This window comes from Flavobacterium sp. WC2416, from assembly GCF_041200095.1.
GTDB lineage: Bacteria > Bacteroidota > Bacteroidia > Flavobacteriales > Flavobacteriaceae > Flavobacterium.
This window is the reverse complement of record NZ_CP165626.1, coordinates 343,589-364,810: the sequence shown is the minus strand read 5'-3', so window position 1 is coordinate 364,810 and position 21,222 is coordinate 343,589. Positions and strand designations below refer to the sequence as shown.

The following is a 21,222-nucleotide window of genomic DNA, read 5'->3' as shown; positions in this document are numbered from 1 at the left end:
AAGTTATGAAAAAAATAATACTATTCTTAATATTGATTTTAACTGTAAGTTTTGACTCTCATAATGATGACGCCTATGATGTGGGTGAATGGTTTAAGTTTCGAATCCATTATGGGTTTGTCAATGCAGGTTATGCCACGCTTGAAGTAAAAGACGCCACCATCAATAATAAAAAAGCATTTCATGTAATTGGGAAAGGATATACCACAGGGATGTCTCGATTTTTCTTCAAAGTAGATGATTTATACGAAAGTTATATCGATAAAGAATCTGGGAATCCATCCCAATTTGTAAGAAAAATAAACGAAGGGGGCTATACCAAAAGTCAAGAAGGGTTTTTTAATCAAGCATCTAATAAGATTTTGGTGAAAGATTATAAAAACAAGAATGAAAAAACCTTTGTAATTCCCAAAAATACTCAAGATATCTTATCGGCTTTCTATTATTTAAGAAATTATCCAAGTATTGATAAAATTAATCCTGGGGAATCGATCGTGATTGATATGTTTTTTGATGATGAAACCACAAAATTTAAGTTAAAGTTTATAGGTCGTCAAGATATTACCACTAAATTTGGCGTCGTGTCTTCAATGGTTTTTAGACCATTAGTTCAATCAGGACGTGTTTTTAAAGAACAAGAAAGTTTAACTGTCTGGATTTCAGACGACGACAACAGATTGCCTATTCGAATAAAAGCAGAGCTTGCGGTAGGGTCAATCAAAGCAGATCTAGATGCATTTAAAGGATTAAAAAATCCGTTTAAAAGAAAAAACTAATGAACATTAATGCGAATAAAGAAGCAATTTTAAAAGAAATTGAACTTAAATATGATTCCATAAATCAAAAAACAGAAACGCAACTCGAGGGCTTACTTTGGTCAAAACCCATTACATATTGGGATTATATCCAAACTGATGCCTTATTGAATTTACAAATTCAAAGAACGACACTCCCAGATGAAATGGTTTTTATCATGTATCATCAAGTAAATGAATTAATTTTTAAAATGATTCTTTGGGAAATGAATCAAATTGGTTATTCTCAAAACAGTAATGCCGAATTTTTTTCAGAACGATTAATGAGAGTGAGTCGTTATTTTGATATGCTTACCACATCATTCGGTATTATGGAAGAGGGCATGGATGTTGATCAATATATGAAATTTAGAACTACTCTTACTCCTGCAAGTGGTTTTCAAAGCGCACAATATCGCTTAATAGAATTTTCTTCTACTGATGTAATTAACCTTATTGACTATCGTTTTAGAAATAAAATAAAGGTTAAAGATTCTTATGAAAATGCATTTGAACATTTGTATTGGCAAGCTGCCGGAAAAGATTATCAAACAGGTGAAAAATCCTATTTGCTAGAAGAATTCGAAAAAAAATACAAAGGGATTTTCATGCGTCACATGGAAGAATATAGCACCATTAATATTTGGCAAAAATTCAAACAACTACCAGAAATAGAACAAAAAAAACTGGAAATTATAAAGGCAATGCGTCATTTTGATTATACGGTAAATATTACTTGGGTGATGCAGCATTTAAATGTTGCCATAAAATACATCGATCAAAGCGGTAAGGGAGATGGAGAAGCTACTGGAGGAAGTGATTGGAAAAAATACATGCACCCTAAATACCAACGAAGGATATTTTTTCCAGAATTATGGAGCGATGAAGAGTTGGCTAATTGGGGTGTAGAAAAGTAAGTTGAATTAAAAAAAAGAGACGGTTTGAAGCAGGTATTCATGATTATCATAGTATTAACCACAATACTATCTTGTAATAAGTCTAATGATAAATCCGAAAATGTAGTTAAGGTTAAAACCGTAAAACCAATTGCAGACAATTCTGATTTTGGGTTTAATTATTCTGATTTTAATGTTGTACAAGATACTGTAAAAAGAGGGGATACTTTTGGAACAATTATAGATAAACAAAATATTGGAGATAGAAGAGTATTTGAGATTGTCAAAAGTGTAAAAGACACTTTTGATGTTAGGGTAATACGACCTAATAAACCTTATACGATGCTTCGGTCAAAGGATAAAACAAATAAGTTACAGGTTTTTATTTATCAACCCGATGCTATAAATTATTATATTTTTGATTTACGTGATTCTGTAGTTGTAGCTCATAAAAGAACCAGGCCCATAACCATTAAAAGAAGATCTATTGGCGGGGTTTTAAAAGGATCTCTATCAGAAACCTTAGGTAATGCAAGTGTTGAAGCAGCTTTAGCTAATAAAATAACAAAAATATATTCTTGGTCTATTGATTTTTTTAAACTTAAAAAAGGGGATCGATTTGGTATCATTTTTACGGAAAGATTTATTAATGATTCTGTATATGATGGAGTTGAGGACCTTGAAGCTTCTTTTTTTGAATATAAAGGTAAAATCATATATGCCTTTCCTTTCGCTCAAAACGAATCTTCGGGAAAGATTGAATATTACGATGAAGAAGGTAAGACATTAAAAAACTTCTTTCTTAAAACACCTATTAAGTTCAGTCGAATTACTTCTAGATTTACAATGAGTAGATTTCATCCTGTACAACACAGATGGAAAGCTCATAAGGGGACTGATTATGCTGCGCCAACAGGAACGCCTATTTCAACTACCGCAGCGGGAATAGTTGAAAAGACGGGATATACAGCTGGAAATGGTAATTATGTCAAGGTGAAACACAATGGAACTTATTCTACACAATATTTACATATGTCAAAAATATTGGTGAGACGTGGTCAACATGTAAATCAAGGAGATGTGATAGGAAGAGTAGGTAGTACGGGATTAGCTACTGGTCCTCATGTGTGTTATCGATTTTGGAAAAACGGAAAACAAGTCGATGCCTTAAAATTAAACTTACCAAATGGAGAGCCGATGTATGGAGCTAATAAAACTCGTTTTTTAAAATATATAGAGCCCTTAAAGTTTGAATTAGATAGTATAGCTAATTTATAATTTTAATCATAGTTTACATAATTTAGAGAGAACAGGTCAATTTATAATTGATTTTGTTCTCTCTATTTCATTGTAGCCCTATTATCTTTTCTATTTCTATTAAATTGTTATATAAATCAAAAGTGTTTATCATTTAAAACTAAATTCTGTATTTTTGCAAAAAAAATAATATTAATATTAGAATCTCGATATAAATGGCCTTAAATACAATAAATCCTACAGAAACCCTTTCGTGGGGGAAGCTTCAGAATCATTTTACAGAAATGCAAAAAGTTTCTATGAAAGAAATGTTTGAAGAAGATAAATCAAGAACTGAAAAATTTAATCTACAATGGAATGATTTTTTAATTGATTATTCTAAAAACATTATCAATCAAGAAACAATTACTTTATTGTTGGATTTGGCAAATGAAGTGGGACTAAAAGATGCAATTTCTGAATATTTTGAAGGAGCATTAATAAATCAAACCGAAAATAGAGCGGTTCTTCATACTGCCTTAAGAGCTAAGGAATCAGCTGTTGTAAATGTTAATGGTGAAAATGTAGTCCCAGAAATATATGATGTAAAAAGTAAAATTAAAGCTTTTACAAATGAAGTAATTTCAGGAGCTAGAAAGGGATATACAGGAAAAGTATTTACTGATGTGGTAAATATTGGTATTGGTGGATCTGATCTTGGCCCAGTTATGGTTGTGGAAGCCTTGAAATTTTATAACAATCAGTTAAATATTCATTTTGTTTCAAATGTTGATGGGGATCATGTAAATGAAGTTGTTAAAAAGTTAGACCCAGAAACTACACTTTTTGTAATTGTTTCTAAAACGTTTACAACACAAGAAACACTTACGAATTCTGAAACAATTAGAAAATGGTTTTTAAAATCGGCTACACAAGAGGATGTTGCGAAACATTTTGTTGCGGTTTCTACTAATATTCAAAAAGTTACCGATTTTGGAATTAATCCTGATAATGTTTTTCCAATGTGGGACTGGGTTGGTGGACGATTTTCCTTATGGAGTGCAGTTGGACTTACTATAAGTTTAGCAATTGGCTTTGATAATTTTGATGAATTATTAGGTGGTGCTAATGAAATGGACGATCATTTTAAAACGGCAGATTTTGATAAAAATATGCCAGTGATTTTGGCTTTATTAAGTGTTTGGTATAATAATTTCTTTGGTGCCGAAAGTGAAGCATTGATTCCTTATACACAATATTTACAAAAACTAGCTCCCTATTTGCAACAAGGAACTATGGAGAGTAATGGTAAAAGTGTAGGGAGAGACGGTAAGCCAGTTAATTATGAAACGGGAACTATTATTTGGGGAGAACCAGGAACAAATGCACAACATGCTTTTTTTCAATTAATCCATCAAGGGACAAAATTAATTCCATCAGATTTTATTGGTTATGTAAAGCCATTATATGGAGATGAAGATCACCACGATAAATTGATGTCTAACTTTTTTGCACAAACTGAAGCTTTGATGCAAGGAAAGTCGGCAGTCCAAGTTCAATCAGAATTTGATAAACAGGGACTTTCAGCCGATAAAGCTAAATTCCTTCTTCCATTCAAAGTGTTTAATGGTAATAAACCTACCAATACTATTCTTATTGATAAATTAACACCAAATTCTTTAGGTTCGTTAATTGCATTATATGAGCACAAAATTTTTGTGCAAGGAGTGATTTGGAATATATTCAGCTTTGATCAATGGGGTGTAGAATTAGGGAAACAGTTGGCTAATTCTATTTTGGAAGAAATCAATACTGAAAAAGTTAAAAGTCACGATAGTTCAACTGAATTTTTATTGAATTATTTTTTGAAGAATAAATAAATTATATTTTTTTAATTTGTTATAAAAAAACTCGAATTTTACTAAAATTCGGGTTTTTTTATTTTTCCCAAGTCTGTATTTTATATTTACTTTTTTTACTGAATTGCTATTTTCAGTGGGTTATTGAGGTTTATTTCGCATTATTTTCTGTAAAATGAATGATTTATTGATTTTTTATTTGAAAAAATATTATTTGAAAAAAAAATTTCTTAACATTGCGTTAACTTTTTAAGGTAAAAATGTTATAATTTTGCCAAAAATTAATAAACTAAATAAAAATGAAGACAATGAAAAATTGGTTACTCTCTGGATTACTGTTTTTAGTAGCTGTAAGTGCATTTTCTCAAGGGAAAATAACTGGAACAATTACTGATGGTCAAGGTTCATTACCTGGTGCTAATGTTGCTATTAAAGGTTCAGCAACTGGAGTATCTGCGGATTTTAATGGTAAATTTTCAATTAATACTACAGTTACATCTGGAGAATTAGTTATTTCTTTTATAGGTTTTGAACCTAAAACAATCAAATTCTCTGTTGCAAATGGTACTACAAAAAATGTAGGAGCTATTGTTTTAACTTCAAATTCTAACGATTTAGATGAAGTGGTTGTTACAAGTACTATTCTTGGAATTGCAAAAGACAGAAAAACTCCAGTTGCTGTTTCAACAATTAAAGCATCTGAAATTCAAGAAAAATTAGGAACTCAAGAATTCCCTGAAATCTTAGCAAATACACCTTCAGTATATGTAACTAAACAAGGTGGTGGTTTTGGAGATTCAAGGATTAATATTCGTGGTTTTGATCAAAAAAACGTAGCTGTTATGATAAATGGTGTTCCTGTGAATGACATGGAAACGGGTGCTGTTTATTGGAGCAACTGGGCTGGACTTTCTGATGTAACTTCTGCTATGCAGGTTCAAAGAGGTTTAGGTTCTTCAAAATTAGCTATTTCATCTGTTGGGGGAACAATAAATGTTGTTACTAGAACTTCAGAAATGAAAGAAGGCGGGTCAGTTTCTACAGGTTTTGGTAATGCAAATTATTTAAAAGTTCAAGGTTCTTACTCTACAGGATTAATGAAAAACGGTCTTTCAGCTTCTGTATTGTTAAGTTCAACTACTGGAGACGGTTATGTTGACGGAACTAAATTTGAAGGGAAAAATTATTTTATTGCTTTTGGTTATAAACCAAATGACAAACATGATATTCAATTTACTTTTACAGGTGCTCCTCAATGGCATCACCAAAGAAGTTTTGCAAATCCATTATCAGAATATATTAAATATGGTAAAAATGGAGAGCCAAATATTAAATACAACTCAGATTGGGGTTACAAAAATGGTGAAGAATATTCTTTTTCTAGAAACTTCTATAGTAAACCGGTTGCCTCTTTGAATTGGGATTATAAAATCAATGACAAGACAAAATTATCATCTGTATTCTATGGTTCATGGGGTAGAGGTGGAGGAACGGGAAGTATAGGAAAAAGTCCTTATTCTTCAGCTTATAAAACTGCTGATGGTTTGCTTCCTATTGATGAATTCGTTAAATACAATACTGGCCAATCTAATTCAGTGGGTACAACTGCTGTGCCTTACCTTAAATCAGTTGGTGGAGAACGTATCGCAAGTTCTTCAAGTTCTACTGGTGGTTTTATTAGAAGAGCGTCTATGAATTCACATAACTGGTACGGTGCAGTTATAGATTTAAATACAAAATTATCGGATAAATTGACTCTTGATTTTGGTGTTGACGCAAGATCATATGTTGGATTTCATTACAGAATTTTGACTGACTTACTTGGTGCTGATGGATTTAAAGATACTTCAGATAAAAACAATCCATCAAGAGTGTTATACAAAACGTACGATGCTACACCAAGCTTGAATCCTTTTGTAAATATTAAAGATCAAGAAAAAATTGCTTACAATAACAATGGTTATGTAAACTGGTTAGGTGCTTTTACACAATTAGAATATTCTAATGAAAACCTTTCTGCATTCTTTCAAGGAGCAATTTCTGAGCAAGGATTTAAAAGAGAAGATACTTTCCTTTATTTAGCAACCGATCCTCTTTATAAAACTAAATTTGAAAATTTATTAGGTGGAAACGTAAAAGGTGGAGTTAATTATAACATCAGCGAAAAAAGTAATGTATTTGTAAATTCAGGTTTTTACTCTAAACAACCATTCTTTAATGCGGTTTATCCAAATAGTCAATCTATAGTAGCTTCAAACTTAGTTAACGAAAAAGTTTTAGGTTTAGAAGGGGGATATGGTTTCCGTTCTTCAATGTTTAGTGCTAATTTAAATGTGTATTACACTTCTTGGAAAGACAGATACCAAAGAAATTCTGATTCAGCGGCTGATAATATTGGTGGATATTATGACTTTAATGGTTTGACAGAAATTCACTCAGGTGTTGAGCTTGAAATGAATGCTAAGCCATTACCGAAATTAAGTTTAAACGCAATGATCTCTATTGGAAACTGGATATATAAAGGGAACGTAGCTAGTAATAGATACGATGCTGAAAACAATAAAATAAGTGGTGGTACTTCTACAACTTTATACTTAGATAAATTAAAAGTAGGTGATGCTGCTCAAAATACAGCTAGTATAGGAGCAAGATATGAAGTGTTTGAAAGAGTAAGTTTAGATGCTAACTATAGAGTTGCTGATAAATTATACGCTTCAATTGACCCTACTAAATTTACAACTGAACAAAATGATGGAACATTGCAATTGCCATCTTATGGTTTAATGGATGCAGGTTTTTCATATAAAATGTTAGTTGGTAAAGACAAAAGTGACTCTGTTAGTTTCAGATTAAATGTAAACAACGTTTTAGACGAAGTTTATATCTCTGAATCAAGAACTAATAACTTTGCTACAGGTAATACACCTACTTATGATGGTGTTGCTACTACAAATCAAGTTTATTTCGGATATGGAAGAACTTGGAACTTTAGTTTGCGTTACAACTTCTAAGAGTTAAATTAATATATACTAAAACGGCATTCACTTTAAGTGTAATGCCGTTTTTTTATGCTTTTTTGTTTATATTTGTTTTAAAAAAATAATTACTCTATGTACGAATTTATTGTAAAATTTCATTCTGGTTGGGCATATTTAGCTCTTTTATTGTTAGTTGTTGCAGTTTTTAATGCTGTTCTTGGTTTAGTTGGTAAAAAAGAATTTACTGCTAAAGACAGAAAAATTGCTATTTTTGGATTGATAGGGACACATACGCAATTGTTGATTGGATTGATTTTGTATTTTATTTCACCAAATGGGTTTTCTGCTATTGTTAATTCAGGAATGGGTGAAGTAATGAAAAATGCTTCACTTAGATTAACTGCTGTAGAGCATCCAGTGATTAATATTATTGCAATAACGCTCATTACAATAGGCTGGTCAAAGCACAAAAAATTAACAACAAGCGAATCTAAATTTAAAACATTTACTATTTTTTATACGTTAGGTTTAGTACTAATTTTAAGTAGAATACCATGGAGTTTGTGGTTTTAAAATAAAAAAAAGTCCTTTTTACAGGGCTTTTTTTATCTAGGTACGGTTTTTGTAAAAATGCATTACATAAAAAAGAAATATGAGAAAATTAATAACATTGTTTTTTTTAATAGCTATTATAGGTTTGGCAAGTAGTCAAAGCTCCATTGCGGATAAGATAAAAACATCTCTACAAAAACCTACAATACAAAAAGACACTGTAAAAAAAACAAAAACGATAATTGCACAGCAAGAAGTGGAGAAAGACACTTTGACAGAAAAAATGGGAAAATTGCTTCCTTATAAAAAAGGGTCACATGCTTCTTATTATGCTGACAAATTCCATGGTCGACGTACTGCTAGTGGAGTCCCATTTGATATGAATAAGTATACTGCTGCCCATAAAAAATTCCCTTTTGGTACTAAATTAAAAGTGACAAATGAGGCAAACGGTAAGTCGGTTATTGTAGAAGTTATTGATAGAGGTCCTTTTGTAAGATCAAGAGAAATTGATCTTTCTAAAAGAGCTTTTATGGAAATTGCTAAAAATAAAGGAATAGGAGTTATGACTGTGACAATTGAAGTTTTTACAAAATAGTTACTTCCAGCTTTTATAGGGATTAGTGCTCAAATAGGAGTTATAGTAACGGTTGTCATTTGTTACTTCTTGTCCTAGCCAGTATGGTTTTTCGAAATTTTCATTTTCTGAAGTAAGTTCTATTTCGGCCATAATCAATCCTTCATTCTCTCCGTAAAATTCATCTATTTCAAAGATATGTTTTCCTTTTTTTACTTCAAAACGAGTTTTGTCGATTACCCCTTTTTCACATAGTTCAAGTAATTTAGTTGCTTCGTCGATTGAAATTTCCTTTTCCCATTCAAACCGGGATAACCCTGACTCGCTAGAGGCTCCTTTTACGGTCATAAATGCACGATCTCCTTTTGTTCGAACTCTAACAGTTCGTTCTGGAGCGGAGCTTAAATACCCTTGTTTAATTCTGTTCTGAGTAAAAGCTTCTTTTTTGAATGCTTCTGAGGTAACCAAAAATTTTCGTTCTATTTCAATCATTTCTTATCGATTTGTCTTTTTTTGTAGCTTCTTCCAGCACTTCACTGTATCTTTCTTATACTGAACTAGGTTTCAAAATCTTGAAACTAGTTCAGTATAAGAAAGGATGTCGCTTCGATCTGGGCTAAAAGATGACATCAAATGTATCAAATAATTCCCTTCATTTGAATGTTTTCAAGTAAAACCTATTTAAATTTGTGTCATGCTTGATAACCCAATTAATAGAAAAATTATTCACATTGACATGGATGCATTTTATGCTTCTGTAGAGCAAATGGATAATCCTGATCTACGAGGGAAGCCCATTGCAGTTGGGGGGTCAGAAAACAGGGGGGTCGTTGCTGCTGCTAGTTATGAGGCTAGGAAGTTTGGAGTACGTAGTGCGATTAGCGGTGTCATGGCTAAAAAAAATTGTCCAGATCTTATTTTTGTAAAACCTCGTTTTGATAGATATAAAGAGATTTCTGGAAAAATCCATAAAATTTTTAGAGAATATACGGATTTGATTGAACCGCTGTCGCTAGATGAAGCCTATCTTGATGTAACAATAAATAAAAAGGGAAACCCCAGCGCGAGTTTATTAGCCGAAGAAATTAGATTACGCATTTTTAAGGAAGTAGGGCTAACAGCTTCTGCAGGAATTTCTATTAATAAATTTGTTGCTAAAATAGCCAGTGACTATAATAAACCGAACGGACAGAAAACAGTAAATCCGGATGAAGTTATTTCATTTTTGGAAGTATTGCCAATTCGAAAATTTTATGGAGTTGGAAAAGTGACCACTGAAAAAATGTATCAGTTGGGGATTTTTACGGGAGTTGATTTAAAAAGTAAATCATTGGAGTTTTTAGAGAAACATTTTGGGAAATCGGGTAGTTTTTATTACCATGTCGTACGTGGAATTCACAATAGCGAAGTTAAATCGGATCGGATAACTAAATCAGTTGCTGCAGAACATACTTTTGACGTTAATCTTTCGTCGGAGGTTTTCATGATTGAGCAATTAGATAAAATCGCTACATCATTAGAAAAAAGATTGAAAAAACATACGATTTCTGGAAAAACAGTTACCTTAAAAATTAAATATAGTGATTTTACACAGCAAACAAGAAGTAAAACACTTCCTTATTTTATTTCAGACAAAGGGTTGATTTTGGAAACAGTTAAGGAACTTTTGTATCAAGAAAAGATGAAAGATTCTGTAAGATTACTTGGGATATCCATGGGGAATCTAAATACTGAAGTTAAAAAAGCGGTTGTAGTTCAACTTAGATTTGCATTTTAAGTAAGGGAATGTGTAAGGTTCAACAATAGTTAAAACATTCTTATTGGTGTATTATTTTTCGAATATCAATTATATTTGATAAAAATAAGTCTCATGATTAACTTTGAACACTACGAAAATGCTGTCGCTGAACATCATAAGAGTATAAGAATAAAAACGACTCCAGTATCTTCTTGGGATTTTCATTGTGTCATGATAAATGATATGAAAAATTCATTTATAGATTTTAATATGTTAGAGCAAATTGCCTCTATGTATAAATGGAATAATCCATATTGGGATATAAAAAATAAGCTTTCAGAAGAAGAAGTGATTATTGTAACTGATGCTCAGTTGTCGATTGTTTTTGCCTCGCAAAACATCACTAAAATGAACGGTTATACACCAGATGAAGTGATTGGTAAAAGTCCAAGTATGTTTCAGGGGAAAAAGACTAGTGCTTTTGTATCAAAACAAATTAGAAAAGCAATTCAACTTAAGCAACCATTTGAAAAAAAGATTTTGAACTATAAAAAAAATGGAGATATATACACCTGTTTAATTAATGGTTATCCCATCTATAATGTAAGCGGTGAATTTTCACACTTCATTGCTTTTGAAAAAGCAGCATAAAAAAACCCTTCCAAATTTGAAAGGGTTTTTAAGAGAGCTATTTTTTCAGTCTTTACTTGAAAGCTTAGAGAGTAATCGTAAGAATTCGATATACAACCAAACCAAGGTTATCATTAACCCCATGGCCCCAAACCATTCCATGTATTTTGGCATTTTTTCTTGGACTCCTTTTTCTATTCTGTCAAAATCCAAGAATAAATTTAAAGCAGCAATTATAATTACGAATACGCTAATTCCAATACTCATCATGGAATTTCCGTAGTGTACTGGTTGAAAACTAGTGAACATAGAAAATACCCATGAAATAAGATAATAAGTGGCAATGGCAAGCGTAGCAGCTACCACCACTGATTTAAATTGTTCAGTAACTTTGACGATTTTAAATTTATATAACCCCAAACAAACAATGAATGTTACAAAAGTAGCGCCAACTGCCTGAATAACAATTCCAGGATATTTAGCCTCAAAAATTGCCGAAATCCCACCAATAAAAAGCCCTTCAAATAGCGCATAGCCAGGAGCTAAATAAGGGGAGTATTGCGGTTTGAATGCCGATATAACAACTAACACTAATCCTACAATAGCGCCACCAAAAGCTGGAACCATTGGATTCATGCCATTGAAAGTCATCCACCAGATAACCATCGCAGAAGCAGTAAGTAGCATGAATAAAAGCAGTGTTTTATTGATTGTTCCAGACAGAGTCATTTCTTGATTGTAATCAATGAAGGTGGCCTGATGTACTTGATCTTTGCTTGTAGCAGAAAAAGATTTATTATTTAAAAAAGGATTTTTCGATTTGAATTCCATAGTAGTTGAACTAATTTTTATCAAAGATAAATGAAAAATAAACGAAGCACAAAAAAATCCGTCTTGTTTGATTTCTTACAAGACGGATTTTTTATTATTTTAAAGCTTTACTTATTCTATTTCAGAAACTCTCATGGTATTTACCATTCCTTTTTCTTTGATAGGCATTGCAGCTAAGTTGATAAGAAAGTCACCTTTAGTAACATATCCTTTTTCTCTTGCTATTTCATTTATATCAGTAACAGTCTCATCTGTACTTACTACTTTATCATAGAAATAAGATTTAACTCCCCATAATAAACTTAGCTGAGTTAAGATTCTTTTGTTAGATGTAAATACTAGAATATGTGCTGATGGTCTCCAAGCTGAAATTTGAAATGCAGTATACCCACTATTTGTCAAGGTACAAATTGCTTTTGCTTGAATAGCATTAGCCATAAGGGCAGCGTGACGACAAATTGTTTTAGTAATAAAACGTTTTGTTTTTATTTGTGGTGTGTTTTGTGGTACTTGAATAAGCGGTGAGTCTTCAACTGCTTTAATGATTTGGGTCATTTTTTCAATTACCTGTACTGGATAATTACCTGTAGCCGTTTCTCCTGAAAGCATAACTGCATCTGCACCGTCCATTACTGAGTTCGCAACGTCATTTACTTCAGCACGTGTTGGAGTTAAGCTAGTAATCATAGTTTCCATCATTTGCGTCGCAACAATAACTGGAATACGAGCCATTTTAGCTTTACGTATTAATTCTTTTTGAACTAGGGGTACTTCATGAGCTGGAAGTTCAACTCCAAGATCTCCACGAGCAACCATTAATCCATCACAATAAGCTACAATCTTATCGATGTTTTCTAATGCTTCAGGCATTTCGATTTTCGCAACAATCGGAATTTTATATTCTGAATGTTCTGCAATTAAGTCCTGTAAATCTTTTAAATCTTGAGGTGTTTTCACAAAAGATAGAGCAATCCAATCTACTTTTTGTCCAATTGCAAATATAGCATCAGCGATATCTTTCTCTGTCATTGCTGGAAGAGAAATTTTAGTATTAGGTAAGTTTACTCCTTTTTTTGATTTCAACTCACCACCTTGTATTACTCTTGCAACAACTTCGGTTTTTTTATCAGTTTCAACAATCTCAAAAATAAGTTTTCCGTCATCCAATAAAATTCTTTCCCCAGGATTTACATCGTTTGGGAAATTTTTATATTTCATGAACACTTTTTGTGCTGTTCCAAGAACTTCTTCAGCAGTAGTAAAAGTAATTAAGTCACCGTCATTTACAACTACTCCTTCATTCATTACTCCTACACGAAGCTTTGGTCCTTGTAAGTCTCCAAGTATCGCTGTAGTGTATCCAAATTCTTCGTTAAGTCCTCTTATGATATTGATTTTTTCTGTAACATCAGAATAATCTGCGTGTGAGAAGTTAACTCTAAACACATTTACCCCTGCGTCGATCATATCTTTTATAATCTCTCTGGTACTACATGCAGGTCCAAGTGTGGCTACAATTTTGGTTTTTTTGTTTGTAATCATTTTTATTAAAAAATTAAATTGTTTTTTGATTTTATTTGATTTGTATCTACTGTGTAAACTGTAGATATACTTTCAATGGTATTTAATATTTCTTTAATTTTTGACACATTAATCGTGTCTTGAGTATTTTCAATTTTTAAAAAATAATCTGCTTTTTTAAATTCTGGGAGCAAATAAACTTTTGTCGAAATCTCCATTGTTATATTTGAAAATAGATTTTGAGCTATATCTTTTTTTTGATCTTGATAAACCTCATTTTTATTTTGAATTAAATTCCAAGAAATAGCATTTTCTGAGTCATAATAATAAAATCTAGAAAATTTTGTTTCTCCTTCTTTTATGTTAATTTGAACTTCATCCTTACTTTTTCCTAGAATTATTGGAAGTTTTTGATTGATAAAAAACGCTAATCGATAATCTTCCAGTGCAGTATGTATAGCAATAAGATTATAGTCTATTTCGTCAAATTCTCCAAGATCCAGTTTATGAATAGCCATATTCATGTAAAATATGTTGTAAATATAGTATTTCTATCGAAGTTAAAGAACGGAAAATGTAATGATTTCGTTAATTTATGAACGAAAACGTTGTAGTTTTAGTGGATTTAATATTATTTCTTATCCATTTTTTCTTGAAATGCAAAATAAGCACGTTGTGATGCTTTTTCTTCAGCCTTCTTTTTTGATGTTGCTCTTGCTTTTGCGATGACTTTTTCGTCAATACTTAATTTAACTCCAAAAAGACGTTCTCCATCAATGCCGTTATCTTCATAAATGTCATAATGGAATATTTTCTTTTCTTTTTGACACCATTCGATAACTAAACTCTTATAACTGATTACTTTTCCTTCTAACCTTGAAATATCTACATAAGGAAGAACTACTCTTTTTTGAATAAATTTTTCGCAATATTCATATCCTTTATCAAGATATATTGCACCCACTAATGATTCAAAAATATTTCCATGAATATTTTCTCCAAAATGTTGCACGGGTACTTTGCTTTCGATAAAGCGAATTAAATTTAGGTCTTTTCCTAATTCATTCAAGTGTTCTCTACTTACAATTTTTGAGCGCATCTTTGTGAGGTATCCTTCATCACCATGTGGTGCTTTATTGAATAAATGTGCGGCTATTACAGCACTTAACATGGCGTCACCTAAAAACTCTAGTCTTTCGTAATTTATTGGGTTGCCTTCTGAGTTTAATTTATTTGAAGAACGGTGTGTGAATGCTTTTCTGTAATGGTCAATATTTTTTGGTGCAAAGCCTAAAATTTTTTGAATAGCATCAAAAAAAATCCCGTCTTCTAGAGAACGGGATTTCGAAAATATTTTTCTTATTATACTCATAGGTTGGTTACAAGTCTAATTTTTTTACTAATACGCATGCGTTGTGTCCACCAAATCCAAAAGTATTACTCATAACCACTTTCATGTCTCTTTTTTGAGCTACATTAAAAGTAAAGTTTAATTTAGGGTCAATATTTTCATCATCTGTAAAATGATTTATTGTTGGAGGAACTAATCCGTGTTTCATGGAGAGAATTGAAGATATGGTTTCAACAGCACCAGCGGCACCTAGAAGGTGACCAGTCATTGATTTTGTTGAATTCAAATTCATGGTGTATGCATGATCGCCAAAAACATGCTCAATTGCTTTTGATTCGGCTAAATCTCCTAATGGAGTTGAAGTTCCGTGCATATTTACTCCATCTACATCTGTAGGCTTCAATCCAGCATCTCTTAAGCAATTTAACATTACATTTTTAGCACCTAATCCTTCAGGATGTGGAGCTGTAATGTGATGTGCATCTGCAGACATACCGCCTCCACCTATTTCGCAATATATGTTTGCACCTCTAGCGATTGCGTGTTCGTATTCTTCAAGAATTAAAGCTCCAGCACCTTCTCCAAGTACAAAGCCATCTCGGTCTTTATCCATTGGTCTTGAAGCAGTTTTTGGATCATCATTTCTTGTTGATAGTGCATGCATGGCATTAAATCCACCCATACCAGCAATTGTTACTGCGGCCTCAGATCCACCAGTTACCATGACATCTGCATGTCCTAGTCTAATATAGTTAAAAGCGTCAATAATGGCGTTTGTAGAAGAAGCACAAGCTGAAACGGTTGCAAAGTTTGGACCTCTAAAACCATATTTAATGGAGATATGACCACTGGCAATATCTGAAATCATTTTTGGTATAAAGAAAGGATTGAATTTTGGTGTACCGTCGCCAGCGGCGAAGTTCAACATTTCGATTTGAAATGTTTCAAGTCCTCCAATTCCAGAACCCCATATTACACCCGCTCTGTCTTTGTCTAATTTTTCAAAATCAAACCCTGCGTCACGAACTGCTTCTTCAGATGAAACCATTGCATATTGTGCATAACGATCCATTTTTCTTGCTTCTTTTCTGTCTAGAAAATCTTCGACATTAAAATTTTTCAATTCGCAAGCAAACTGTGTTTTGAATTTTGTAGCGTCAAAATAAGTAATTGGAGCTGCGCCACTAACACCGTTAATAAGGGCGTTCCAATATTCTTGAATATTATTTCCTATAGGAGTAAGAGCACCTAAACCTGTTACAACAACTCGCTTTAATACCATAACTTATGTATTTTGTTATCTTTAAACAAATAAAACCCACGCTTTCTTTACTGTATTGTTATTACAAAAAAGCCGTGGGTATTAGATTATAAATATCTTTTGGATTGAACTTCAATCCCGAATTTCATATTTAAAAAAATAATAACACCCGCTTACAAAAGTTGCAAGCGAGTGTGTGTTTATTATTTTTTAGCTTCTTCGATGTAAGAAATAGCTTGACCAACAGTAGCAATGTTTTCTGCTTGATCGTCTGGAATTTGAATGTCAAATTCTTTTTCGAATTCCATAATAAGCTCAACAGTGTCTAATGAGTCAGCTCCTAAATCATTAGTGAAGCTTGCTTCTGTTACAACTTCGTTTTCGTCAACGCCTAATTTGTCTACGATAATCGCTTTTACTCTTGATGCAATGTCTGACATAATCTTTAATTTTAGAATTTAATTTGTTGGCAAAAATAAAAAACTTTATTTTAAAACAACCAATAAGTTAATAAATGTGTCAACTAAATTATAAAATAAATTAAAACAAAGGCTTCTCAATGTTATTTATTTTCATTTTTTATTCCTTTTTTTGCGTTATTAAAATTGTGTAGATTATGAAAAAAATAGTTGTTTTCGCTTCCGGATCGGGTACTAATGCTGAAAATATCATAAAGTACTTTAAGGAAAATGAAAGTGGGACTGTTGTTGCAGTGTTTACAAACAATTCTAAGGCAATGGTTATTGAGCGTGCAAGTAAACACGAAGTTCCGACGGAAGTTTTTTCTAAAGACGATCTATTTGAAGGTAAAGTACTACAAAAGATTAAGGCAATTCAACCTGATTTGATCGTTCTTGCCGGATTTCTATTGAAATTCCCCGAGAATATTATTCATGCTTACCCCAATAAAATCATTAATATTCATCCTGCATTATTACCTAAATATGGAGGAAAAGGAATGTATGGTATGAATGTGCATAGAGCGGTGGTTGAAAATAGAGAATCAGAAACTGGAATTACGATTCATTATGTTAATGAGCATTATGATGAAGGAGGGATTATATTTCAAAAGAAAGTGACTGTTTTAGGTACGGATACATCAGAAGTTGTTGCCGAAAAAATACACGATCTAGAGCAAAGGTATTTCCCAGAAGTTATAGGGGATCTTTTGAAAAAATAAAACAATACATTTTTTATCGCTAGATAAATTAAAATTCAATAAATGGACTACGAAGTACATATATATACTGATGGTGCTGCAAAAGGAAACCCTGGAAAAGGAGGCTACGGTGTAGTCATGGAAAGCGTTGTGGAGGGTAAGACGTATAGAAAAGAATTTTACGAAGGTTTTAGACGAACTACTAATAATAGAATGGAGCTATTGGCGGTAATTGTAGGATTAGAAAAATTGAAAAATCCCAATACAAAAGTGTTAGTGGTGTCGGATTCGAAATATGTAGTAGATTCTGTTGTTAAAAAATGGGTGTTTGGCTGGGAGAAAAAGAAATTCGTTGACAGAAAAAACTCCGATTTATGGAAACGGCTCCTAATTATCTATAGAAAACACCAGGTTGATTTTAAGTGGATTAAAGGGCATAATAATCATCCTCAGAATGAAAGATGTGATGAACTTGCTGTTATGGCTTCCGTGCAAAAAGAGGTTTCGGTTGATACTTTTTATGAGAAAGAAGAAGGTAAAGTTTTATGAAAATTTTGCGAGTTTCAACCTTTGCAACTCTGAAACTTATAAACTATCTTTGCGCCTTAATTCGAAATTCATAAAATGAACAAATTATTGATTGTTGGAACAGTTGCTTTCGACGCTATTGAAACTCCTTTTGGTAAAACAGATAAAATTTTAGGTGGAGCTGGAACTTATATTGGTCTATCGGCTGCTTTTTTTAATTTACAATCTGCCATAGTTTCTGTGGTTGGGGATGATTTTCCACAAGAATATTTAGATTTATTGACCGAAAGAAATATTGATATTTCTGGTCTTGAAGTAGTTAAGGGAGGTAAGACATTCTTTTGGAGTGGGCGCTACCATAACGATTTGAATTCTAGAGATACTTTAGATACGCAGTTAAATGTATTGGCTGATTTTCAACCCAAAGTACCTGAAAATTATAAAAATGCGGATGTAGTAATGCTTGGAAATTTACATCCGTTAGTACAAAGTAGTGTTTTGGACCAAATGGAAACCAAGCCTAAGTTAGTTGTTTTAGATACAATGAATTTTTGGATGGATTGTGCATTACCTGAATTGCTTGATGTGATTAAACGCGTTGATGTGATTACGATTAATGATGAAGAAGCAAGACAGCTTTCTGGAGAATATTCTTTAGTTAAGGCTGCAGCCAAAATTCAAGCAATGGGACCAAAGTATGTTGTAATTAAAAAAGGGGAGCATGGTGCATTATTATTTCATGATAAACAAGTTTTCTTTGCGCCCGCCTTGCCATTAGAAGAAGTATTTGACCCTACAGGAGCAGGGGATACATTTGCAGGTGGATTTGCAGGGTTTATTACTCAAAGTGAAAATGTATCTTTTGAGAATATGAAAAATGCCATTATCTATGGATCTAATTTAGCTTCTTTCTGTGTGGAGAAATTTGGTACAGAGCGAATGGTTGATTTAGATAAAAATGAAGTGATTTCAAGATTGAAACAATTTAAATCGTTAACACAATTTGATATAGAATTATAACATTCAAACCTCGGAAACGGGGTTTTTTTGTTCAAAATAAAAAGTAAGGATTATCCAGTTAAAAGAAGTTCTTCTTAAGCTAGGTTAAGAGACGGAGAACAAAAAAAGTCGGAATTTTGTAATTTCAAAACATAAAATATTAAAGGTTACGAAAGTGAGTTTAATATTATAAAAATAAACACAACAAACAACTACACAATGAGCGATGCTTTACAACACGAATGTGGAATAGCCTTAGTTAGACTACTTAAACCGCTTGAATTTTACAAAGAAAAATATGGTACTGCTTTTTACGGAATACAAAAAATGTATCTCCTTATGGAAAAGCAGCACAATCGAGGTCAAGATGGTGCTGGTTTTGCAAGCATAAAAATGGATGTTAATCCAGGGGAGCGTTACATTAGCCGCGTACGATCCAATAATGCGCAACCAATCCAAGACGTCTTTGCTCAAATAAATGATAGAATAAATGAGGAGATGTCTTCTCATCCTGAATATGCTGATAACGTAGCGCTTCAAAAAGAAAACATTCCCTATTTGGGGGAATTGTTTTTAGGACATGTTCGTTATGGAACTTTTGGAAAAAATAGTATTGAAAGTGTACATCCTTTTTTACGTCAAAGTAATTGGATGCATCGAAATTTAATTTTGGCAGGAAACTTTAACATGACTAATGTTAAGGAGCTTTTTGAGAACTTAGTTGAATTAGGGCAACATCCAAAAGAAATGGCGGATACGGTTACAATTATGGAAAAAATCGGTCATTTTCTAGATAAGGAAGTGATGCAATTGTATCAAGATTGTAAAGAAGAAGGTTTGTCAAAAAGAGAGGCGTCACCTGTAATTGCAGAGCGATTAGATATCGCTAAAATTTTAAGACGTTCCTCTAAAAACTTAGATGGAGGATATGCTATGGCAGGACTTTTAGGACATGGTGACTCATTTGTGTTTAGAGACCCTGCAGGAATTCGTCCAGCTTATTTTTATCAAGATGACGAAGTTGTTGTTGTCGCTTCTGAAAGACCGGTTATACAAACCGTTTTTAATGTTCCTTTCGAAAAAGTGCAAGAAATTGAGCCTGGAAATGCATTAATAATCAAGAAAAACGGTACTGTTACAATGGAAGAAATTCTAGTTCCAACAGTAAAAAAAGCATGCTCATTTGAAAGAATTTATTTTTCTAGAGGAAGTGATGCCGAAATATACCAAGAAAGAAAAAACTTAGGGAGATTGATATTGCCTGCTGTTCTTGAAGCTATTGATGAAGATACTGACAATACAGTTTTCTCCTATATTCCAAATACGGCCGAGACTTCGTTCTATGGTTTAGTGGAAGCGGCTCAGGATTTCTTGAATCAACGTAAGAATAATTTTATTTTAGAAAATAGAAATACACTAACTAAAGAGACTTTACAAGAGCTTCTTAAAGTAAAAATCCGCACAGAAAAAGTAGCTATTAAGGATGCAAAACTTAGAACTTTTATCACTGAAGATAGTAGTCGTGATGATTTAGTGGCACATGTATATGATGTTACTTATGGTGTTATTAAGCCAACTGATAATTTAGTTATTATTGATGACAGTATTGTAAGGGGAACTACATTGAAAATGAGTATCATAAAAATGATGGATCGTTTAAATCCAAAGAGGATTGTTGTAGTTTCATCGGCACCTCAGATTCGTTTTCCTGATTGTTATGGAATTGACATGGCTAAATTAGAAGGATTAGTTGCCTTTAAAGCAGCTTTGGAGTTATTGAAAGAAAGAAACTTATATCATATTGTTGATGAAGTATATGCTAAATGTAAAGCGCAAGAAAACTTTGTAGACACTGAGGTTGTGAATTATGTAACTGAGATTTATGCACCTTTTCAGCCACAAGAAGTTTCAGATAAAATTTCAGAGATGTTAAGCTCACCTGAAATCAAAGCTGAAGTTAAAATTATTTTTCAAACAGTTGAAGATTTACATATAGCATGTCCTAAAAATTTAGGGGATTGGTATTTTACAGGGGATTATCCAACTCCTGGAGGGAATAGAGTAGTAAATAGGGCATTTATGAATTTTTACGAAGGAAAAGATGCAAGAGCATATTAAGAATTGTTAAAACAGGTAATTTATCGGTTTTATGAGTTGTTTGTCTTAAATATTTGGATTGATGAAGCAACTAGTATAAATTTGAATCACCATAACATTAGTAGGTTAAGTTTATGGTAGATTTGGGGCAAAAAAGGTGGAAGGAATTCCACCTTTTTTATTGGATTAAAGTTTCTGAAAAAGAAAAACAGAAA

Annotated in this window: 20 protein-coding genes; 13 read left to right on the top strand and 7 right to left on the bottom strand. The window is 32.5% G+C overall.

The window, feature by feature from the left end; genetic code table 11:
* The first annotated feature begins 5 nt into the window (after window positions 1–5).
* The 7 genes from AB3G39_RS01565 to AB3G39_RS01535 all read left to right on the top strand — a co-directional run bounded on the left by AB3G39_RS01565 (window position 6) and on the right by AB3G39_RS01535 (window position 8,913).
* Window positions 6–776: a DUF3108 domain-containing protein gene (locus AB3G39_RS01565; protein ID WP_369765852.1), complete on the top strand. Its 771-nt coding sequence runs from the start codon at window positions 6–8 to the stop codon at window positions 774–776.
* Window positions 776–1,711, top strand: a complete 936-nt coding sequence (locus AB3G39_RS01560; RefSeq protein WP_369752931.1) for a tryptophan 2,3-dioxygenase family protein — start codon at window positions 776–778, stop codon at window positions 1,709–1,711. The genes AB3G39_RS01565 and AB3G39_RS01560 overlap by 1 nt, the downstream gene beginning before the upstream one ends.
* Window positions 1,712–1,750: 39 nt before the next feature.
* On the top strand, window positions 1,751–2,968 hold the full coding sequence (locus tag AB3G39_RS01555) for a peptidoglycan DD-metalloendopeptidase family protein (RefSeq protein ID WP_369765851.1): 1,218 nt from the start codon (window positions 1,751–1,753) through the stop codon (window positions 2,966–2,968).
* A 194-nt stretch (window positions 2,969–3,162) separates the two neighbouring features.
* The gene (gene pgi, locus AB3G39_RS01550; protein ID WP_369765850.1) at window positions 3,163–4,806 is read left to right on the top strand and encodes a glucose-6-phosphate isomerase; all 1,644 of its coding nucleotides are present in this window, start codon (window positions 3,163–3,165) and stop codon (window positions 4,804–4,806) included.
* Window positions 4,807–5,084: 278 nt separating this feature from the next.
* Window positions 5,085–7,796: a TonB-dependent receptor gene (locus AB3G39_RS01545; protein ID WP_369765849.1), complete on the top strand. Its 2,712-nt coding sequence runs from the start codon at window positions 5,085–5,087 to the stop codon at window positions 7,794–7,796.
* A 99-nt stretch (window positions 7,797–7,895) separates the two neighbouring features.
* Window positions 7,896–8,336 carry a hypothetical protein gene (locus tag AB3G39_RS01540; protein WP_367772991.1) on the top strand — a complete coding sequence of 147 codons (441 nt, stop codon included), beginning with the start codon at window positions 7,896–7,898 and terminating at the stop codon, window positions 8,334–8,336.
* Window positions 8,337–8,415: 79 nt separating this feature from the next.
* Window positions 8,416–8,913, top strand: a complete 498-nt coding sequence (locus AB3G39_RS01535; RefSeq protein WP_369765848.1) for a septal ring lytic transglycosylase RlpA family protein — start codon at window positions 8,416–8,418, stop codon at window positions 8,911–8,913.
* Here the strand turns inward: AB3G39_RS01535 and AB3G39_RS01530 are convergent, their stop codons facing one another.
* Entirely contained in the window at window positions 8,914–9,384 is a 471-nt protein-coding gene (locus AB3G39_RS01530) for a CYTH domain-containing protein (protein ID WP_369765847.1), read from the bottom strand.
* A gap of 202 nt (window positions 9,385–9,586) precedes the next feature.
* Between AB3G39_RS01530 and dinB the strand changes: the two genes are divergently transcribed.
* Window positions 9,587–10,669 (top strand): DNA polymerase IV, encoded by a 1,083-nt coding sequence (gene dinB, locus AB3G39_RS01525; protein WP_369752936.1) that lies wholly within the window; start codon window positions 9,587–9,589, stop codon window positions 10,667–10,669.
* Window positions 10,670–10,762: 93 nt separating this feature from the next.
* A complete protein-coding gene (locus AB3G39_RS01520) occupies window positions 10,763–11,281 on the top strand; it encodes a PAS domain-containing protein (protein WP_367772997.1) in 519 nt (172 codons plus the stop codon).
* A 45-nt stretch (window positions 11,282–11,326) separates the two neighbouring features.
* Here the strand turns inward: AB3G39_RS01520 and AB3G39_RS01515 are convergent, their stop codons facing one another.
* The 6 genes from AB3G39_RS01515 to AB3G39_RS01490 all read right to left on the bottom strand — a co-directional run bounded on the left by AB3G39_RS01515 (window position 11,327) and on the right by AB3G39_RS01490 (window position 16,664).
* The gene (locus AB3G39_RS01515) at window positions 11,327–12,091 is read right to left on the bottom strand and encodes a Bax inhibitor-1/YccA family protein (protein ID WP_369752937.1); all 765 of its coding nucleotides are present in this window, start codon (window positions 12,089–12,091) and stop codon (window positions 11,327–11,329) included.
* A 111-nt stretch (window positions 12,092–12,202) separates the two neighbouring features.
* The gene (gene pyk, locus AB3G39_RS01510) at window positions 12,203–13,633 is read right to left on the bottom strand and encodes a pyruvate kinase (RefSeq protein WP_367773001.1); all 1,431 of its coding nucleotides are present in this window, start codon (window positions 13,631–13,633) and stop codon (window positions 12,203–12,205) included.
* Window positions 13,634–13,638: 5 nt separating this feature from the next.
* Window positions 13,639–14,130: an IPExxxVDY family protein gene (locus tag AB3G39_RS01505; RefSeq protein WP_369769657.1), complete on the bottom strand. Its 492-nt coding sequence runs from the start codon at window positions 14,128–14,130 to the stop codon at window positions 13,639–13,641.
* Window positions 14,131–14,243: 113 nt separating this feature from the next.
* Entirely contained in the window at window positions 14,244–14,984 is a 741-nt protein-coding gene (gene rnc, locus AB3G39_RS01500; RefSeq protein WP_367756507.1) for a ribonuclease III, read from the bottom strand.
* Window positions 14,985–14,991: 7 nt separating this feature from the next.
* Window positions 14,992–16,245 carry a beta-ketoacyl-ACP synthase II gene (gene fabF / locus AB3G39_RS01495; RefSeq protein ID WP_367756509.1) on the bottom strand — a complete coding sequence of 418 codons (1,254 nt, stop codon included), beginning with the start codon at window positions 16,243–16,245 and terminating at the stop codon, window positions 14,992–14,994.
* A gap of 182 nt (window positions 16,246–16,427) precedes the next feature.
* The gene (locus AB3G39_RS01490) at window positions 16,428–16,664 is read right to left on the bottom strand and encodes an acyl carrier protein (protein WP_007137004.1); all 237 of its coding nucleotides are present in this window, start codon (window positions 16,662–16,664) and stop codon (window positions 16,428–16,430) included.
* Between the two features lie 176 nt (window positions 16,665–16,840).
* Here AB3G39_RS01490 and purN point away from each other — a divergent pair, with 176 nt between their 5' ends.
* The 4 genes from purN (at window position 16,841) to AB3G39_RS01470 (ending at window position 21,028) form a co-directional block, all read left to right on the top strand.
* Complete coding sequence (gene purN, locus AB3G39_RS01485; protein WP_369752940.1) at window positions 16,841–17,404, top strand: phosphoribosylglycinamide formyltransferase; 564 nt, start codon at window positions 16,841–16,843, stop codon at window positions 17,402–17,404.
* A gap of 42 nt (window positions 17,405–17,446) precedes the next feature.
* Window positions 17,447–17,932 carry a ribonuclease HI gene (gene rnhA / locus AB3G39_RS01480; RefSeq protein ID WP_367773007.1) on the top strand — a complete coding sequence of 162 codons (486 nt, stop codon included), beginning with the start codon at window positions 17,447–17,449 and terminating at the stop codon, window positions 17,930–17,932.
* A 75-nt stretch (window positions 17,933–18,007) separates the two neighbouring features.
* Window positions 18,008–18,931, top strand: a complete 924-nt coding sequence (locus AB3G39_RS01475; protein WP_367756525.1) for a PfkB family carbohydrate kinase — start codon at window positions 18,008–18,010, stop codon at window positions 18,929–18,931.
* Window positions 18,932–19,129: 198 nt separating this feature from the next.
* Window positions 19,130–21,028, top strand: coding sequence for an amidophosphoribosyltransferase (locus AB3G39_RS01470; RefSeq protein WP_367773009.1), 1,899 nt, complete (start codon window positions 19,130–19,132; stop codon window positions 21,026–21,028).
* Window positions 21,029–21,222 lie beyond the last annotated feature (194 nt).